Raw genomic sequence first — 18,508 nt, forward strand, 5'->3', positions numbered from 1 at the left:
GATCAAACTCTTCAATTCAAAAAAGTTCAATCGCTCAATAAATACTGACTATAAAAACATTAAAATAAAATCATTAAAACGAATTTCAAGTTAAGCACTTATCAAGACTTCAAAATTAAATAATCTTTTAAAATCCGTCAACAAGTGCCCACACAGATTGTCTGATACGTTGTTAAAGAGCAAAAAAGAACGACGCACCGCATAATTTAACTTCTTCACAACAGTGCGTCGTTGTGTGGTGTGCATTATAGGGAAAATGAAAAACAATGCAAGCAGTTTTTGAGAAAATTTTGCAAAAAAATCGAAAAATCTTACCGCTTGGTGAAAATAGAATCAAAATCAACCATTTTAGTCTAAATTATCGGCTGTTTTCCTAAATCTTCTTACATAACGTCTAGCAGTTTTATGTTCATTTATTTCAACTACCAATCAAATCTCTAATGTTAGAACGTCGTTAGATCCCCAAAAACCGTTCAAAAAAGCTTTTCAGTTTCGCAAGAACCGTTTGACGTTTTTTACTGCGTTGATTATCTGGCGTAAAACGAGACATCGGCGGCAAGACTTTATCAATCAACGTGCCTGCTTCACTAAATATACCATTTTCAAACGCACTGTTTACAAATTGATGTGTTGCTTCAGGGTTAAGATTTTCTTTGTCGATAATTTCATCAAGCTCTTTTTGTTTCGCTTGCTCAATATGAAAACGCCAACTTTCCTCAAATTCTGCATTTGGTGTTAACGAAGCAATGAAGGTTTGAATTAAACCTTTTTTATTGCGTAGCTCCACGCTGGAATCAACCGCTTTCTCAATGTTAATCAGCAACGCTTTATCCTCACCATTTTTAATATGGTATTGACGGATAAGCTCTAAGATATAATCAATATTAATTTCCACTTGTTTGATCAATTCCATTTCGAAAACAATGTCATCATTAATATTTTCTGCATCGTCCTCTTTCGTGCTACGAAACTCTTCGTAAAGATCAATATAAAGTGAATGATAGTCTTGGATATTCCTCTCCGTCAAAATCTCTAAGCTCTTAAATTGATCGAACACAGAAAGAATATTTTGTAATTTTAAAAAACTACTGTACAGCTTAATAAATTCTTTTTTAGCTTTTTCGCTTTCAATGCACTCACCAACAGGGAATTTTTCTAAAAGCTCCGCAACAATATCCTTATAACCACGCCGTTTCTTTCCATTGTCTTCATAACCCTCATAGTAATCCTTAAAGGGTTTCATCAACACTAAACCGCCAGCTTCTTTATCACCAAATAAAGCAATACTGTCATTAGTTGCTTTTTCCAGATTGCGAAAACAAACAATATTTCCAAAGCATTTTACCGAATTTAAAATCCGATTGGTACGGGAATAGGCTTGTAGCAAGCCGTGATTTTTCAAGTTTTTATCGACCCAAAGCGTATTGAGCGTTGTCGCATCAAAGCCCGTTAAAAACATATTCACGACAATTAACAAATCAATCTCACGATTTTTCATTCTCAACGATACATCACGATAATAATTTTGGAATTTTTCCGCTGATGTATCGTAATTGGTATTAAATAACCGATTGTAATCGGCAATCGCATTGTCTAAAAAATCCCGATGACTCACGCTCAGCCCTTCAGTATTTTCTGAATTCTCATCGTCAATATTGTCATCATCAAGCTCATCATTTGCGCCGTAGCTAAAAATCGTAGCAATTTTTAGCCTTTGTGCTTCAGGTAATTGTGCTTGTTGCTGTTTGAATGTTTGATAATAGTGCTTTGCCACATCAATTGAACTCACGGCAAAAATCGAGTTAAAACCACTTAGACGAATTTTCGTTTTGATTTCTTCTATTGAGCGGCGATCTGTGGCAGAAGCAAGATGTTCAATATTTGACAAGCGGTTAAAAAAGTAAGATTTATTGCGAAGGGTTTTCTGAGCAAAGTGCTGTAAAATATAGGCGACAATATTATGAATACGTTCAGGGGCGTTCAACGCCCGCTCCCGATCAATATCGGCAACTTTCTTATCTTCCACATTATCAGCTTCTTTCACCGTACGGACATAATCCACCCGAAACGGCAACACATTTTTATCTGCGATTGCATTCACAATCGTATAAGTATGGAGCTTTGTGCCAAACGTCTGTGCCGTTGTGGTCTGTAATGGTGAAAATGCTGATGACTGTTGCTGTGCGTTTTGGGCAAAAATCGGTGTCCCCGTAAAGCCAAATAACGCATACTTTTTAAACGCTTTAGTAATCGCTTGGTGCATTTCACCAAATTGTGAACGATGACATTCATCAAAAATAAGCACAATATTTTCATTAAAAATAGCGTGGCTACCGTGGCGTTTAATAAATATCACCAGTTTTTGAATGGTCGTAATAATAATCTTGGCATTAGGGTCGCCCAGTTGCTTGGCAAGAATTTTGGTGCTGGTATTGCTATTCGCCGCCCCTTGCTGGAATTTGTCATACTCTTTCATGGTTTGATAATCGAGATCTTTTCTATCGACCACAAACAACACTTTATGAATAAAAGGTAACTGGCTGGCAAGTTGCGCCGTTTTAAATGAGGTTAAAGTTTTACCACTCCCCGTTGTATGCCAAATATAACCGCCTGCATCGATTGAACCGAATTGCTTATAATTTTGTGCAATCTGTAACTTATTTAAAATACGCTCGGTAGCAACGATCTGATAAGGACGCATCACTAATAACAAGCGGTCAGATGTGAACACACAATAGCGAAATAGAATTTTAAGCAAGCTATGTTTGGCAAAAAAGGTTTTGGTAAAGTCCATCAACTCCGTAATCGGCTTATTTTCCGCATCTGCCCACCACGAAGTAAATTCAAAACTGTTACTGGTTTTCTGCTTACGCCGATGACTATTGCGTTGCTCTTTTAAATGGCTATCACGGGTTGAATTACTATAATATTTAGTGAGCGTACCATTAGAAATCACGAATAACTGAACATATTCAAACAGCCCGCTACCCGCCCAAAAACTTTCCCGCTGATAACGATTAATTTGGTTAAAGGCTTCCCGAATATCGACCCCACGCCGTTTTAACTCAATATGCACCAACGGCAAACCGTTCACCAATACAGTAACGTCATAGCGATTTTGACGAGGCATATCATTCACTTCATACTGATTTAGCACTTGCAAATGGTTATTGTGAATATCCTCTTTATCCACTAAACGAATATTCTTCATTGTACCGTCATCACGGCTTAAAAGCTGGATCTCATCTTGTTGAATGATTTCACTTTTATCGGCAATATTACTATTTTTATTGGCAATCACTTCATTAAAAAAGTGTTTCCACTCGGTTTCGCTAAACGCATAATGATTTAACCGCTCTAACTGACGGCGTAAATTGGCAATTAAATCTTGCTCGGTATGGATAAATAAACGCTCATAGGCTTGCGAAGTCAGTTGCTGAATAAAGGCTTGTTCAAGCTGTGCTTCACTCTGATAGCTATCTTCCTGAACAGCATTATCCCGCTCATATTTTGCCACTACCGTGCTTTCAGGATTTTCCAATACCAAATCAAGATAGTTCATTTTTTGCCTCGTTTATTGTTTAGTTTTCTATAATAAGCTAATCATAATTCAAGAAATTGAAATAATGCCAATGATGGAGATAAATTTATCTCTCTTTAAAGGTTAAAAGTGTATTCCTATAATATTCATACTGCTGCCGACGTGCATTGATTTCCGCAGGCAAGCCTGTGGTTAAATCATTTACCAATTTATCAAATTTATCCAAAATATCGACGATCATTTGTTGGATTTCGAGTGGAGGAAGTGAAAATTCATATTTCATATTTGCAGTTTTATCTCCACGAGGCATCTTTGCCCCCTTTGAATGTTGAGTATCATACGCAAAAAATAAATCGGATGATAAAACATAATATAAATATTTGGGCAATAATTTATTTTTATACTCTTCTCTTAGTTGAAAAACTAATACATCACCATTTGTTCCGCCGTAATTATCCGCCAACCAGATTTTCTTTAAGTATGGACGAATATTGCCAATTAAAATATTGCCTAACTCATAAGCAATTAAATTACCTTCTATTGGCACATAATCAGATGATTTCTTCCCTTGTTTATTAGGTAATAAATTATCTACTCCTACATAATTTTCTGAATTTAATCTTTCTGCTCCAATACGATTTTTAGCATACTTACAAACCTCCCCCAACGCCACCATTGGCACACCTTGCGGACAAAGTTCTGCCAAACGCTGCCAAATGGGGTTACTTCCGTACCCCCCTATCAGTTATATTATCAAAGGTCAAGAGTTTATTTCGGTAATACTCATATTGTTTTTTCCGCAGGGATAATTCTGCCTCCAGCGTAGCCTCCAGCGTAGCCTCCAGCTCGGTAAAAATGTCAAGCACTTTTACAATTTTTTGTTGAATTTCGAGTGGGGGGACAGGGATAACTATTTTAGAGAATTTCTTTTTAGAAATATTAAATCTGGTTACTCCGCTAGCAGTAAGAGAGATTTGCTTTCTTAAATTTCTGCTTCTAAAAAGATGTTTTAAATAATCAGGGGAGAAATCACTTACTCTATTTAATCTAAAACCAAAACAAAAACTATTCAAATATATATCTTCATTTATTTTTTCATTAACTACTGATGACATACCACACTCATCAGCAGTTTCAGATGAGCCTGTAAACAATATATCTCCATATTCTATTTTATTTTGATTTTCACCTTCAGCTATTTTAACTGTATCGGTTATATTCGTATTCAAGGCAGGATTTTTATAAATATTCATATAAGTAACATATTTATAGTTTCCATTTTCAAAGTGGATTTTTGTTTTCCCTGTTAAACCACTATAAAAGTACCCTAATTCATCTAATGTCCTAAACTCCACCCCATCAGGGCAAAGAGTTTCTATCATTTTTTCAATTTCGTTCATTCTCTTTTCTCGTTATTTTGTAAAAATCCAATATTATGTAGCAGTTGCACAACGTTGTTTTTTATTCGCTTGTAGGGACACACTGCGTGTGTCCAGGTTTTAACCTATTGAAATAATTTGATTTTTATAAAGAACACACGCAGTATGCCCCTACATTCTGTTAAAATGTCTATTTTTGTGCATTTGCTACATAATACCGTAAAAATCATCCAGAAATCGACCGCTCTTGCCTAACCGTCATTAGTAGCTTTTAGATTCTTCAACCTTCCATTTAAACTATTTCCATTCTAGAAAGTGCTGACTTAATATTTAATTAGTTACGTTCAAAAGTATTGGAAATCGGTTTCATCATTTTCCCTCAATCTCCGCCACAATTTTATCAATGGCTGTACGCAGTTCGGATTGATGTTTCACAATATTGGCGATACGGGCATTGAGTTCGGAAATATCCACTTTTTCGCTCGTGTCTTCTTGCTCAACATAGCTTGAAACAGAGAGGTTATAGTCGTTTTCGCCAATCTTTTTATTTTCAATCAGCTCGGCAAAGTGCGGTTGATTTTGCCGTTGTTTTACCGCTTGATAAATGGTGGCAATATTCTCCTCAGAGAGTTTATTTTTGTTACCGCCTTTGACAAACTGACCGCTTGCATCAATAAAGAGAACAGCATTATCGGCTTTGCTCTTTTTCAGCACAATAATGCAAGTTGCAATGGTAACGCCAAAAAACAGGTTGGCAGGTAGCTGGATTACGGTATCCACATAGTTGTTATCGATGAGGTATTGGCGGATTTTCTGCTCTGCTCCGCCCCGATACAATACGCCGGGGAACTCAACGATTGCCGCCGTGCCGTCGGTCGCCAGCCAATGGAGCATATGCATCGTAAAGGCCAAATCCGCCTTACTTTTTGGTGCAAGAATACCTGCCGGTGCAAAACGGGGGTCGTTAATCAAGAGCGGGTTATTATCTCCTTCCCATTTGATTGAGTAAGGCGGGTTGGAAACAATCGCATCAAAAGGTTCATCGTCCCAATGGTGTGGTTCGATAAGGGTATCACCTAGGGCTATATCAAATTTTTCGTAGTTAATATCGTGCAAAAACATATTGATACGGGCAAGGTTGTAGGTAGTGATATTGATTTCCTGCCCGAAAAAGCCTTGCCGAACCTTATCTTTACCCAGCACTTTGGCAAATTTCAGCAATAACGACCCGCTTCCACACGCCGGATCATAGACTTTGTTGATGTGTGTTTTATCGCCAATCACTATTTTCGCCAATAATTCCGATACTTCCTGCGGCGTAAAAAACTCACCGCCCGATTTTCCCGCATTGCTAGCGTACATTGCAATTAAGTATTCGTAGGCATCACCAAATAGATCGTTGTTATTCTCTTGATAATCGCCCAATTTTAAGGAAGCAACCGCATTGAGAATTTTGGCCAGCCGTTCGTTACGCTTCAGCACTGTTGAGCCGAGCTTATTGCTATTGACATCAATATCGGCAAACAGCCCTTTGAAATCGTCCTCACTTTCTTCACCTAGCGCAGAATTTTCAATATTTTTAAACACTCGGCTCAGAATTTCATTCAGATCTTCTTGATGTAATGGGGCATTTTGTTGCACATTCTCAAAAAGATCGCTCGGCAAAATATAAAAACCTTTGGATTGCACCGTTTGCTCCCGACCATATTCCGCCGTTTGATTATCTAATTTGGCATAGTCGAAATCAGGATTACCGGCTTTCCATTCCCCCTGATTGATATAGTTCGTTAGGTTTTCAGAAATAAAGCGATAAAATAGCATTCCCAATACATAGGATTTAAAATCCCAACCTGTTACGCTCCCACGCAATTCTTCTGCGATAGCCCAAATAGTTTTATGTAATTCTGCACGCTCTTGTTCTTTGCTCATTGTTTCCTCGTTTTTCAAGCGGTAGGTTTTATGAAAAATTTTGCAAATTCTACTGAAAATCAGCCCGCTTGTCTGTGGAAGATAAAAAATAAAAGGGCTAACGCAAATTAACCTTAACGGTTGCACTCTTTTGCAAGAATGTTATTGCTGATAGCCCTCGAAATAATAATGAATACGCTGGTTAATTTATCTTTTGCCACCAGCGTTTAATCGGCGGTTTCGGTTGATTGAAATAAAACACTTCGCCGATCATTGGCGTAACAAGGGGAAGATGGTGCTGCTCGGCGGCATCGGCAAGGCGTTCCATCGGCTCTTTCCAGCTATGTTTTGCCAAGGCAAACTTGGCGTTATGCACGCCGATCACAGTTTGCGGGTTTAACTCTTGAATTGCCCGTACCAGCTCGTGCGGTTGGATATGAATATTCGCCCAATCGGCGTTGTACTGCCCGTTTTCCATAATCGCAAGGGTGATATGGGGGAAGCGTTTGCCAATCGCTGGGTAAAAGTCGTCATAGCCGCTGTCGCCGCCTAAATAGAGATTATCCCGCTTGCCCTGCAACATAAAAGACGACCACAGGGTTTGATTCCCTTTCAACCCCCGTCCCGAAAAATGGCGGCTCGGCAAGGCGGTGATCTGTAAATTCTCGGCTAAATCCGCCTGCTCATACCAATCCAGCTCCATAATATTTTCCGCCGGATAGCCCCAATATTCTAAATGCGACCCCACACCTAAGCTGGTGATCACCTTGCCGACTTTGGGCTGTAATTCGCTCACGGCTTGGTAATCAAGGTGATCCCAGTGGTCGTGAGTAATCACCAGATAATCAATGTTCGGCATATCCGCCGGTGAATATGGGTTAGCGCCGTCAAACATTTTGTTGAGAAACGGCAACGGCGAGCCTGCCACCAGCACCGGATCGACCAAAAAACGCTTGCCGTCCAATTGGATCAAATAGGAAGAATGCCCAAACCACACAAACCAGTTTTGATCGGGCGGCAACCTGTGGAGATCGGTTTTGATACTCGGAATCGGTTGGCTCGGTTTAAGATTGTCGATCTTATCGAACACAAATTCATAAAAGGTGATCCAACGGGATTTGCCTCTTGATTGCACACGGGTCGGCGACAAATTCTGAAATTCACCGTTTCGGTAATGGGGCGATTGTTCAACCCGTTGCAGCCGCTCACCGCTCGGCAGCTTGCCAAAGGGTTTAGTTTGCATAAACAGATACACCGCCAAAGCCAATCCCCCGACCACACCGATGATGCACAGTAGCATATTTTTGACCATTTTTTACTCCGTATTGGGGAAAAAGGCATTGTACCCTGTTCGGTAAAAATCGCAATTTTCCACGCAAGCGGTCATTATGTTACACTTTTTTGCAAACTATCCCGCTCGGAGAAATCAAAATGAAACTTGGCATTGTCGGCACGGGAATGATCGTGCAAGAATTTTTACCGCTATTGACGCAGCTTAACCTAGATGACGTAGCACTTTTCGGACGAAATCCGACCAAAACCGCCCAGCTCGCCCAACAACACGGGATTCGGCACAGCTATACCGATTATCACGCTCTGCTGCAAAGCGAGGTGGATACCCTGTATATCGCCCTGCCGAACCATCTGCATTCCCCCTTTGCCGAGCAAGCTCTGGCTGCGGGTAAACACGTGATTTTGGAAAAGCCGATCACCGCCAACGCTCGCCAATTTCGGCAGCTTCGCCAACTCGCTAAACAGCAGAATAAAATATTGATTGAGGCGGTAACGATACACTATCTGCCTGCCTATTGCGAACTCAAAAACCACTTGGCACGGCTCGGACAGATCAAAATCGTCAGCCTCAATTACAGCCAATATTCCTCCCGTTACGATCGCTTCAAAGCCGGTGAAACGCCGCCGGTTTTCGACCCGCAACAAGCGGGCGGCGCATTGATGGATCTCAATGTTTACAATCTGCATTTCGCCATAGGGCTGTTTGGCAAGCCGCAAAATTGCTATTACGCCGCCAATCTGACCCGCCACATTGATACAAGCGGTGTGTTACTGCTGAATTTTCACCATTTCCAAGCTGTTTGCATTGGCGCAAAAGATTGCCAAGCGCCCGTGATGCTCACTATTCAAGGCGATAACGGCAACATCACTATCTCAGCACCCGCCAACCAAATGCAGCACTTCAGCGTAAATCTCAACAATGGCGAAACAGCACACTATACCTTTGACACCCCACACCGAATGTTGCCGGAATTTCAACAGTTTATCCGAATCATTGACGAACAAGACCACAGCACCACCGAGCAGATGCTTGATATTAGCGCAGCCGTGATGGATATTCTCGACCAAGCCCGCCGCCAACAGGGCATTTTTGTGCAAGATTAACCCATCTCACAAGCGGTGAGTTACTCCCACTTTTTTACAACACATAAAAATAGGGCAATCTGTTAAACGGATTGCCCCATTTTGCACATTTTCGGTACTATCTTACCGCTTGTTCCGATTAGCTCAATCGGGAGAGCATTGCTAACACAATGGCGGACGATTTTTCGGCGGCTAGGGGTAAAAATTCCTCAAAAGACAAATGCGAGGCTTTATCCGCTACATCGGAAATTGCCCGCACCACCACAAACGGCACACCAAAGGCGTGGCAAGTTTGTGCGATTGCCGCCGCTTCCATTTCGACTGCGGTTACACGCGGGAAATCACGGCGAATGCGGTTGATCATTTCACTACCGTTCACGAACAGATCACCGCTACAAATTAACCCTGATACCGCATTAAAACCGGCTTTTTGGGTTTCTTTTACCGCTATCTCTCTTAAATGTTCGTCCGCAACAAACGCCGCCGGATTTGCCGGCAGTTGCCCCTTTTCATAGCCAAAGGCTGTTACGTCCACATCGTGATAACGCACCTCCGTTGAAATCACAATATCGCCGACATTTAATTGCGGATCAAGCCCGCCCGCCGAGCCTGTGTTAATCACCATATCCGGCTTAGTCAGTTGCAACAATAATGTTGTGCCGATTGCCGCCGCTGTTTTGCCGATGCCCGATTGTAATAATGCAATAGGCGTATGATTAATTTTGCCCTCGTAAATTTTGCAGCCGGCAATTTCCGTTAATTTCGGTTCTTGCATATAACCTAATAAAATCTCAATTTCCTGTGCCATTGCACCGATAATACCAATTTTCATTATTTTACCTCTCTTTCTTGTTGTAATTTATCGACTAAAAAATCCAAGACTGCGTAAGTATAATCATCGTTATATAGCGTGTTGCTGATGAGAATATACTTACCGTCCAAAATTGCCATAGGGATCATTGGCGGCGAGTAGGTTTTGTAGCGTTGTACATCCTCGTTTACCCGTTTTTCCACCCCCGCCGAGTGAAACAGATCTTGAAATCGGCGCAGATTCACATTGTGTTTCAGCAGCCATTTTTCAATGAGCTGATTACTCTTTGTTAAACTGTGCTCCGGCTTTTGTCCGGCACTGTCAAACAGAAATAGATCACTTAACTCCGACCGACCGTACTCCGCAAAGGTCGCATTCATTCTGGCGGAAAAGGCATTGCCTTTTTCAAAGGCAGGCGAACGCTGCAACACCACTTTATCTTGATGCCGAGCGGCATAATTTTTCAAATAATCATCGCCGCTCAAACACACATCACAACCGTAGCTGTAAAAATATTGAATTAAGACTTTATCTTTCGGTAGCGAAATCTTGAGCGGTGTTTTATAGGAATAATAGCCTTTCCCGTCTTTAAAGAGCGGCTCTGCCTCACTTTGCTGTGCTGCCTGCACATTGATTGCAAAGGCGGCTAATAATAGCGCCCATCTTTTTTTCATCGTGTTATTGCTCCTTATCAGTAATGGGGTGGCGGTGTTTCTTCCGCTTGGCTTGCCACATTGCTCGTCTGCACCCCTTGAAGCTTCTCGGCTAAATGACGCACCTGATGTTGTAACTTATCCAAAGCAAATTGTTGGATAATTAAGGCTTGGTTAAGTTCCTCAATCGTCTGTTCTTGAAACGCCACTTTGGTTTCAAGCTCGGTCAAATAACCCCATAAATTCTTTAAATTTTCCGGCATTTTTTCATAAAAAAGTTGTCATAAACGGCAATACACTTTACCCTATCCCTCTTTGTTTGAGAAATCATTTTTCGGGGCTTCCCCGCAATTACAAGGAAATCTTATGTTAAAAACAAAACATTCTACCCTGGCACTGGTTGCCGCAATGTTAGCCAGCCCGCTTGCGTTAGCCGACAAAGCCGACTCCAAATTTGTGGACGACTCGTCCTACGCGGTCGGCGTCTTAATGGGCAAAAATATCGAAGGCGTGATGAGCTCACAAAAAGAGATTTTTTCCTACAACCAAGAGCGTATCATTGACGGCGTACAAGATACCTTAAAGAAAACCGGCAAACTCAGCGATGAGGAGCTACAAAAACAACTGAAAGCCTTAGACAGCTATTTGATGGCGGAAGAAGAAAAAATCCAAGCGCAAAAAAGCAAAGCGACCGTAGAAGCCGGTGATAAATTCCGTGCCGACTACGCCAAAAAAGCCGGCGTGAAGAAAAGTGAGTCAGGCTTACTTTATAAAATTGAAAAAGCCGGGGAAGGCAAATCGCCGGAGCCGAAAGATACCGTCAAAGTGCATTACAAAGGCACACTACCGGACGGCACAGTGTTCGACAGCTCCTACGATCGTGGCGAGCCGATCGAGTTTCAATTAAACCAACTTATTCCGGGTTGGGTAGAGGCAATTCCAATGTTGAAAAAAGGCGGTAAAATGGAAATCGTTGTGCCGCCGGCATTGGGCTACGGCGATCGCCAAGCGGGGAAAATTCCGGCAAATTCAACCTTAAAATTCGAGATTGAATTACTTGACTTCAAACCGGCGAAATAATCACGATTAATACAAGCCGAACCTTTTGCAAAACATCGGGGCTAACCGACCGCTTGCAAAAGGTTCTTAACCCTTTTCAGTGCTATGACATCACACTTTACCCCTTTTTCTGACGAAGACCACGCCATACTTGCCTCCTACTTTCCGGTGGTGGACGGCATCGCTGCGCTGATCGGCGACCATTGCGAAATCGTGCTACATTCGTTGGAATTTTTGGAACATTCGGCGATCTACATCGTCAATGGGCATAATACCAGCCGTAAAATCGGCTCACCGATTACCGACCGCGCGTTGTGGTCGCTCCACCATATGCAGACGGACAGCGTCTCCAAACCCTATTTCACCCGTGCTAAAGGCGGCGTGCTGATGAAATCGATCACCATTGCGATCCGTAACGGCAAACAGCACGTTATCGGGCTTATCTGCATCAACATCAATTTAGATGTGCCGGTCTCGCAATTTCTCACCAGCTTTATTGCACCGCCGGAAACGGATACGAAAGTCAATTTCGCCAGCTCGGTGGAAGATTTGGTTGCCCAGACGATTGAATCCACCGTGGAAGAAATCACCACTGATCGCACCATTGCCAACAACAATAAAAACCGCCATATCGTCAGTGCCTTGTTTGAAAAAGGGATTTTCGATATTAAAGATGCGATTAACCAAGTGGCAGAGCGGCTCGGCATCTCACGCCATACCGTTTACCTCTACATTCGCCAAATGAAGCAGGATCAAGAGTAATGCGTTATGTGATGGCAATCAAACACGGCGTATATGGCACGCAGGGGGCATTTTTAGCCTATCAATTTGCCGAACAACTACTCCGCTCAGGGCATCACATCAGCCAAATTTTCTTCTTTCAAAACGGCGTAACCAATGCCAATCGGTTCGTCAATCCGGCAAATGATGAAGTGAATTTGGTGGAATGTTGGCAAAAATTGGCACAAACCCACCGCTTGTCGCTGCATCTCTGCATCTCGGCAGCCCAACGGCGGGGCATTGTGGCAGAAAATCTGGCAGCAGGCTTCACCCTTGCCGGTCTGGGTGAATTTAGCCAAGCAGTGCTGAAAGCCGATCGACTTCTGACGTTTTAAAATGAAAACCTACAAACTCGCTTTTCTATTTACCCAACCACCGTTCGGTAGCAGCGTCAGCCGTGAAGGGCTAGACGCATTACTCGCCGCCAGTGCCTTTTGCGATGAAGACGATATTGCGATCTGCTTTATTGATGACGGCGTATTCAATTTACTCGCTCATCAAACGCCGAATTTAATTCTGCAAAAAGATCATATCGCCGCCTTTAAACTGATTGAACTCTACGATCTCAAGCACTGTTTTATCTGCCAACCGTCCGTTTTGGATCGGCAACTTGAACAGTGCGATTGGATCTTATCTGCGCCGATCTTTCTCGATCGCCCACAGATCCACGACGTTTTACAACGGGCGGAAAAAATTCTCACTTTCTAGGAACGGCTATGCTCTACACTTTCTCCCAAGCACACTATGATCCGCACGACCTTCACCGATTGCTCGCAAACATCACCGAGACAGACGCGGTACTTCTGTGGCAAAACGGCGTGCTGCAAGCGGTCAAATCCCCCGCACTTTTTGCAAAAATCCCGAATCTGTTTATACTGGAGAACGATCTGAACGCCCGCGGGCTGCGTACCGATTTCCCCGTGATCTCACTGGCTGAGGCGGTATCGCTCACGGAGCGTTACTTCCCGCAAATCGCCCTTTAGGAGAACCCGATGGATCTGCATCATATCCGTGAAGAATACAGCAAACGGCAACTTTCCAAATCGCAATGCGCCGCCGAGCCGCTCACCCAATTCCGACAATGGCTCAATGAAGCCATTCAAGCAAAAGTTAATGAGCCGACTGCGATGAATCTTGCCACCGTGGAAAACGGCAGACCCGTCAGCCGCATTGTGCTATTGAAAGAAGTCAATCAGGAAGGGTTTATTTTTTTCACCAACTACCACAGCCGCAAAGGGCAAAATATCAGCCAAGCACCCTATGTCGCCCTTAATTTTTTCTGGGCGGAATTAGAACGGCAGGTGCGGGTTGAGGGCGACATTACCCCGATCAGTGAACAGGCATCGACCGATTATTTCCACTCCCGCCCTTACACCAGCCAAATCGGTGCTTGGGCAAGCGAGCAGAGCCAACCGATCGAAAATAAGCAATGGCTACTGGCACGGGCGGCAAAATTTGCGCTTAAACACCCGCTTAGCGTCCCAAAACCGGATCACTGGGGCGGTTATCTCGTCCGCCCAAACTACGTTGAATTTTGGCAAGGCAGACCAAGCCGCCTGCACGATCGCATTTGCTATCAAAAAACCGCAGAGCAGTGGCAAAAGGTACGGCTTTCACCTTAACCGCTTAGGCTTTTTTCACCGCAGTGATGCGACACCATTCCTCTTTTTCCGCCACCGGATCAAGCACAAACGCAGATTGATAGGCTTGGCAAACCGACTGCGCTTGGCTGGCAAGAATCCCCGACAAACCCAGCTCGCCGTGCGGTTTCACTAAGGTCGTGATAGTCGGTGCAAGCTCTTTGAGCGGGCCGGCAAGGATATTCGCCACCACCACATCGGCTTGCAAGTTGTCCGGCTGATCTTTGGCAAGGAAAAGTTGCAATCTGTCCGCTACATTATTGGCTTGTGCATTATTGCGACTGGCTAAAATAGCTTGCGGATCAATGTCGATCCCAATCGCCGCTTTTGCCCCCAATTTCAACGCTGCGATTGCCAAAATGCCCGAACCGCACCCAAAATCAATCACCGTTTTACCGGTTAAATCCAAGCTGTCCAACCACGCCAAGCACAACGCCGTTGTCGGGTGCGTGCCTGTTCCAAATGCCAAACCGGGATCGAGCATCACATTCACCGCACTCGGATCCGGCACGTCCCGCCAACTTGGGCAGATCCATAACCGCTTGCCGAACTGCATCGGATGGAAATTATCCATCCACTCCCGTTCCCAATCTTTATCTTTAATCTGCTCAATTTTATGGGCAAAATCCGGCGCAACCAAACGGCTGGTTATTAACGCCTCAACGATAACAGCCATATCCGTTTCCGCATCAAACAAACCGACCACATCCGTGTTACCCCATAACCGAGTTTCCCCCGGCAGCGGCTCAAAAATCGGCGTATCTTGGCTATCCATAAACGTTACCGACACCGCCCCAATCTCTACTAAAAAATCGCTGATCTGCTCAGCCTGTTGATCCGTACTGTTTAAACGAATTTGTACCCACGCCATAGTTGTTCCTTATAATTTAGGCTCATTAAAAATTTGCAAATAATATAATCGCTGCTGATAATACTCAATCACTTGTTCAATATGCTTTTTAGGCATAAAGGAATGTTGGTAAATCGCAATCACTTTTTCCTTCGACTTAACCAAATTTATCAATAAATTTTTCGCTAATGTTTCACTTAGCCCAATCTTTGTGCCAAATTCAACAAAATCCATTCCTAAATAGCAGCCGTATTTTGTTTCAAACCCGTGCGCTAACTGTTGCCCCCCTTCTTCTTTCTCTAACAAAGGCAGTGCAAGTCGATCACTGAACGATTCGGGATAGGGCTTTACCGACACAAAATCATATACAGGCGCTAATGAAATAAGATGATCTTGAGTAGCGATTAATGAAAAATTGCGTAAATGCAAGTCATTATTGCCAAGCAAATAAGCATATACAATCCGTAAGAAAAGATCTTTTTTGACCGTTAAATCCTTATCGCTTACATTGTCTAAAATAAATTTGACTGCTCTTTCATAGCTAATATATTGCTCGCCATCCGCTTTAATTTTGCCATATTTTTCCGCAATTCCCATTGCACCATCAAGCTGTTCTTGATGTACAGCCTCGCCATTCACCCGATCATAACGTTTAATCACAAACGCATATTCTCTTTTATCCGGTTCTTGCGTTTTAAAATAAACTAACCCGTTTTCCGGCACATTAAATTTTAATGCATTCATCACTTGCATTGTGGCGTGTTCATTTTCCGCCAAAAAAGGATAACGGTTTGTCGGTGAAGGCTTTAAAATAAAATCGCCTTTTGAATCTATAATATCAAACTGATTATGTTGAATAATAAGCTGTAATTTAGGCTGATAACCGGAAATACTCATTCCTTTCTGCTTAAGCGGACACCGGTTTTCAAAGGATTGGCTATCAAAATTCAGCATTGGATTAAACTTAGCATTGTCGGTTAATGCTTTCAGCCCTTTACGACTATATCCTATGTCATATTCTGTTGCTAATAACGGCTTTAATGTAATAGGGCATCTCATTTTTATTCTCCCGCAATCAGTTGCACTGCGCCGAGTAAATTGCTGCCATTTTGAATCAGCATACCGAATAGATCCTTTTCATCAATCTTTTGTAATTCACTCACACGAGATCTTAACCACCCTTCCGGTGCTAACGAAGCAAAATAGGGAAATAGAACAGCCGAATGAAATACCCTCTTTTCCACAGGAAAACTTAATGAAAGCGGAATACCTTCGTAATCCGATAAGTATTCAAAAGTAAAGTCTGTATCTTCCTGCCGTAAATAGCCAATTTTTTTACCATATAGAATCACCGTTACTTGACGAAACATAATCTTATCCCCAATGCTTCGGCGACCCTCACTAGACTCATAAATTTCACTTGGCTAGGATCTTTAAACATTCTTTTTAAGGTCGAGCGAGAAACCCCTGTTTGCCATTCCAAACTTTGTAGATCTAAGCGTAGCATTTTACGCTTTTCATTTAATACATTGCCAATTTTCATAAGATCATTACCGCTAATCTCTTGAATGTCCTGCCGATTAGCTAATGCCTCGGCTTCCAACTCTAACTGGTTTTTCAATTCAGATATGAGAGAAAGGATATTTTCACGCATCACAGATAAACCTTATAACAGTATAAAAAGGCAAAAAAGATTAAAAATGAGCTAATACTAAGACAAAATACCATAAAAAAACCTTTTGTCAAAAAATGATTGACAAAAGGTCATATATAACCCGATTAGGAAATTACTAACCCCGTCCACCAACGGTGATTTTATCCAGTTTCACGGTTGGTTGCCCAACGCCGACCGGCACGCTTTGCCCTTCTTTACCGCAAGTCCCGATACCGAGATCAAGCGCCATATTTTTGCCGACCATCGAAACCTGCTGCATTGCTTCAATACCGCTGCCAATCAAAGTTGCCCCTGTTACCGGGCGGGTAATTTTACCTTTTTCGATAAGATACGCTTCCGCCGTTGAGAAGACAAATTTACCGGAGGTAATATCCACCTGCCCGCCACTAAAGTGCGGCGCATACAGCCCGAACTCGACCGACTCGATCATCTCGTCAAACTCGTGATGCCCCTCGGTTAAATAGGTATTGGTCATTCTCGGCATCGGCAAGTGGGCGTAAGATTCCCGTCTGCCGTTACCGGTCGGTGCAACCCCCATTAACCGTGCGTTGAGTTTATCCTGCATATAGCCTTTCAAAATACCGTTCTCAATCAAGACGTTACGTTGCGAAGGCACACCTTCATCGTCCACCGTAATCGACCCTCGCATATCCGCCACCGTACCGTCATCTACAATCGTACACAACGGCGAGGTAACCTGCTCGCCGATTCTGCCGCTAAACAGAGAGGATTCTTTACGGTTAAAATCCCCTTCTAAACCGTGTCCGACCGCTTCGTGTAATAAAATACCCGGCCAACCTGCGCCCAATACAATCGGCATTGAACCGGCGGGCGCAGGCACGGCGGCTAGATTCACAATCGCTTGCCGTACCGCTTCTGTCGCTAAGTAAACCGCACGGCTGTCGCCCGTGTAGTGCGGTTCAAAAAACCAATTTAGCCCGAAACGCCCGCCCGCACCGGCACTGCCACGTTCACGTTTGCCGTTTTGCTCCACCAGTACCGATACGGACAAACGCACTAAAGGGCGGATATCGGCGGCAAGTGTGCCGTCAGTGGCACACACCAGCATTTCCTCATAAATTGCCGATAAATTAGCGTTTACCTGTATCACGCGCGGATCAGCACTGCGTGCGGTGCGATCCACCAAATGCAACAATTCGACCTTTTGCTCACGGCTTAGGGTATCCAAAGGGTTGATTGAGGCATAGCGTTTCACCGCCTGCGTTGCCCGAAACGGCTGCACCGTTAATTTAGCAGGCTGCTGTGTGATGCTGCGTGCCGCCATCGCACACTGTTCCAACTGATTTAGTGAGATCTGATCTGCGTAAGCAAAGCCGGTTTTTTCACCGGATACCGCTCGCACACCAACGCCGCAGTCGATATAAAATCCGCCTTCTTTGATGATACTGTCTTCCAGCGACCAGCTCTCATCTTGGCTGAATTGAAAATAGAGATCGCCGTAATCAATTTGGCGGGAGGAAAAATGATCTAACACACGGGTTAAATCGGCTAACTGTAGCCCGCTCGGCTGGAGCAGGCTGTTTGAAACGTGGTTTAACATTGATAATCCTGAAAAATCAAAGGCTCGTTTGAGCCGTTACAAGCGGGGAGATTGTAAGGGAAATTTGCAAATTGGCGAAGTGAAATCCGCCAATCCTAATAAACCCAACTAAGATAATCTAAACAAATAAAACGAGATAAATTAGGGAGAATGTTAAATTAGGTTGTAATAAGTGGAATAAAAAATGAAAGGCTGTTACACATATTGAAAGAAGAAAACCCAGTCAGAAACGACCGGGTTTTGATTGAGAAGAGACGGCTAATCACTAAACAGCC

19 protein-coding genes and 1 pseudogene are annotated in these 18,508 nt (G+C 43.2%); 7 read left to right on the plus strand and 13 right to left on the minus strand.

Annotated elements, in window-relative coordinates; genetic code table 11:
* Positions 1-454: 454 nt before the first annotated feature.
* From RO21_RS06945 to RO21_RS06965, 5 genes and pseudogenes are all read right to left on the minus strand, one after another.
* Entirely contained in the window at positions 455-3,562 is a 3,108-nt protein-coding gene (locus RO21_RS06945; RefSeq protein ID WP_047977079.1) for a type I restriction endonuclease subunit R, read from the minus strand.
* Between the two features lie 85 nt (positions 3,563-3,647).
* Positions 3,648-4,247 carry a restriction endonuclease subunit S gene (locus tag RO21_RS12850; RefSeq protein ID WP_206539770.1) on the minus strand — a complete coding sequence of 200 codons (600 nt, stop codon included), beginning with the start codon at positions 4,245-4,247 and terminating at the stop codon, positions 3,648-3,650.
* A 49-nt stretch (positions 4,248-4,296) separates the two neighbouring features.
* Positions 4,297-4,941: pseudogene (locus RO21_RS12855) on the minus strand (restriction endonuclease subunit S); the annotation flags it as partial.
* Positions 4,942-5,289: 348 nt separating this feature from the next.
* A complete protein-coding gene (locus tag RO21_RS06960; protein ID WP_047977082.1) occupies positions 5,290-6,849 on the minus strand; it encodes a type I restriction-modification system subunit M in 1,560 nt (519 codons plus the stop codon).
* 181 nt (positions 6,850-7,030) lie between these two features.
* Complete coding sequence (locus tag RO21_RS06965; RefSeq protein WP_047977083.1) at positions 7,031-8,140, minus strand: MBL fold metallo-hydrolase; 1,110 nt, start codon at positions 8,138-8,140, stop codon at positions 7,031-7,033.
* Between the two features lie 119 nt (positions 8,141-8,259).
* Here RO21_RS06965 and RO21_RS06970 point away from each other — a divergent pair, with 119 nt between their 5' ends.
* Positions 8,260-9,225, plus strand: a complete 966-nt coding sequence (locus RO21_RS06970; protein WP_047977084.1) for a Gfo/Idh/MocA family protein — start codon at positions 8,260-8,262, stop codon at positions 9,223-9,225.
* A 118-nt stretch (positions 9,226-9,343) separates the two neighbouring features.
* Here RO21_RS06970 and mtnN read toward each other — a convergent pair whose 3' ends face one another.
* Genes mtnN through RO21_RS06985 form a run of 3 tightly spaced genes read right to left on the minus strand, consistent with a single transcriptional unit; the run spans position 9,344 to position 10,931 of the window.
* Positions 9,344-10,036, minus strand: coding sequence for a 5'-methylthioadenosine/S-adenosylhomocysteine nucleosidase (gene mtnN, locus RO21_RS06975; protein WP_047977085.1), 693 nt, complete (start codon positions 10,034-10,036; stop codon positions 9,344-9,346).
* The gene (locus tag RO21_RS06980; protein ID WP_047977086.1) at positions 10,036-10,689 is read right to left on the minus strand and encodes a thioredoxin domain-containing protein; all 654 of its coding nucleotides are present in this window, start codon (positions 10,687-10,689) and stop codon (positions 10,036-10,038) included. Before RO21_RS06980 ends, mtnN begins: the two co-directional genes overlap by 1 nt.
* 17 nt (positions 10,690-10,706) lie before the next feature.
* Positions 10,707-10,931 (minus strand): SlyX family protein, encoded by a 225-nt coding sequence (locus RO21_RS06985; RefSeq protein WP_047977087.1) that lies wholly within the window; start codon positions 10,929-10,931, stop codon positions 10,707-10,709.
* A 103-nt stretch (positions 10,932-11,034) separates the two neighbouring features.
* Here RO21_RS06985 and fkpA point away from each other — a divergent pair, with 103 nt between their 5' ends.
* The 6 genes from fkpA (at position 11,035) to pdxH (ending at position 14,129) form a co-directional block, all read left to right on the plus strand.
* A complete protein-coding gene (fkpA, locus tag RO21_RS06990) occupies positions 11,035-11,748 on the plus strand; it encodes an FKBP-type peptidyl-prolyl cis-trans isomerase (RefSeq protein WP_047977088.1) in 714 nt (237 codons plus the stop codon).
* An 84-nt stretch (positions 11,749-11,832) separates the two neighbouring features.
* Complete coding sequence (locus RO21_RS06995) at positions 11,833-12,489, plus strand: helix-turn-helix transcriptional regulator (RefSeq protein ID WP_047977089.1); 657 nt, start codon at positions 11,833-11,835, stop codon at positions 12,487-12,489.
* On the plus strand, positions 12,489-12,842 hold the full coding sequence (gene tusD / locus RO21_RS07000) for a sulfurtransferase complex subunit TusD (RefSeq protein WP_047977090.1): 354 nt from the start codon (positions 12,489-12,491) through the stop codon (positions 12,840-12,842). Before RO21_RS06995 ends, tusD begins: the two co-directional genes overlap by 1 nt.
* Position 12,843: 1 nt before the next feature.
* Entirely contained in the window at positions 12,844-13,215 is a 372-nt protein-coding gene (gene tusC / locus RO21_RS07005) for a sulfurtransferase complex subunit TusC (RefSeq protein WP_047977091.1), read from the plus strand.
* Between the two features lie 8 nt (positions 13,216-13,223).
* Positions 13,224-13,490, plus strand: coding sequence for a DsrH/TusB family sulfur relay protein (locus tag RO21_RS07010; protein ID WP_047977092.1), 267 nt, complete (start codon positions 13,224-13,226; stop codon positions 13,488-13,490).
* A 9-nt stretch (positions 13,491-13,499) separates the two neighbouring features.
* Entirely contained in the window at positions 13,500-14,129 is a 630-nt protein-coding gene (gene pdxH, locus RO21_RS07015; RefSeq protein WP_047977093.1) for a pyridoxamine 5'-phosphate oxidase, read from the plus strand.
* Positions 14,130-14,133: 4 nt separating this feature from the next.
* Here pdxH and prmA read toward each other — a convergent pair whose 3' ends face one another.
* The 5 genes from prmA to tldD all read right to left on the minus strand — a co-directional run bounded on the left by prmA (position 14,134) and on the right by tldD (position 18,233).
* The gene (gene prmA / locus RO21_RS07020; protein WP_047977094.1) at positions 14,134-15,018 is read right to left on the minus strand and encodes a 50S ribosomal protein L11 methyltransferase; all 885 of its coding nucleotides are present in this window, start codon (positions 15,016-15,018) and stop codon (positions 14,134-14,136) included.
* Positions 15,019-15,027: 9 nt separating this feature from the next.
* Positions 15,028-16,056: a HipA domain-containing protein gene (locus tag RO21_RS07025; protein WP_047977095.1), complete on the minus strand. Its 1,029-nt coding sequence runs from the start codon at positions 16,054-16,056 to the stop codon at positions 15,028-15,030.
* 2 nt (positions 16,057-16,058) lie between these two features.
* Positions 16,059-16,367 (minus strand): HipA N-terminal domain-containing protein, encoded by a 309-nt coding sequence (locus RO21_RS07030; RefSeq protein ID WP_047977096.1) that lies wholly within the window; start codon positions 16,365-16,367, stop codon positions 16,059-16,061.
* On the minus strand, positions 16,352-16,651 hold the full coding sequence (locus RO21_RS07035; RefSeq protein WP_053067735.1) for a helix-turn-helix domain-containing protein: 300 nt from the start codon (positions 16,649-16,651) through the stop codon (positions 16,352-16,354). The genes RO21_RS07030 and RO21_RS07035 overlap by 16 nt, the downstream gene beginning before the upstream one ends.
* Positions 16,652-16,787: 136 nt before the next feature.
* A complete protein-coding gene (gene tldD / locus RO21_RS07040; protein ID WP_047977097.1) occupies positions 16,788-18,233 on the minus strand; it encodes a metalloprotease TldD in 1,446 nt (481 codons plus the stop codon).
* Positions 18,234-18,508 lie beyond the last annotated feature (275 nt).

The sequence above is a fragment of the Muribacter muris genome (assembly GCF_001038205.1).
Lineage (GTDB): Bacteria > Pseudomonadota > Gammaproteobacteria > Enterobacterales > Pasteurellaceae > Muribacter > Muribacter muris.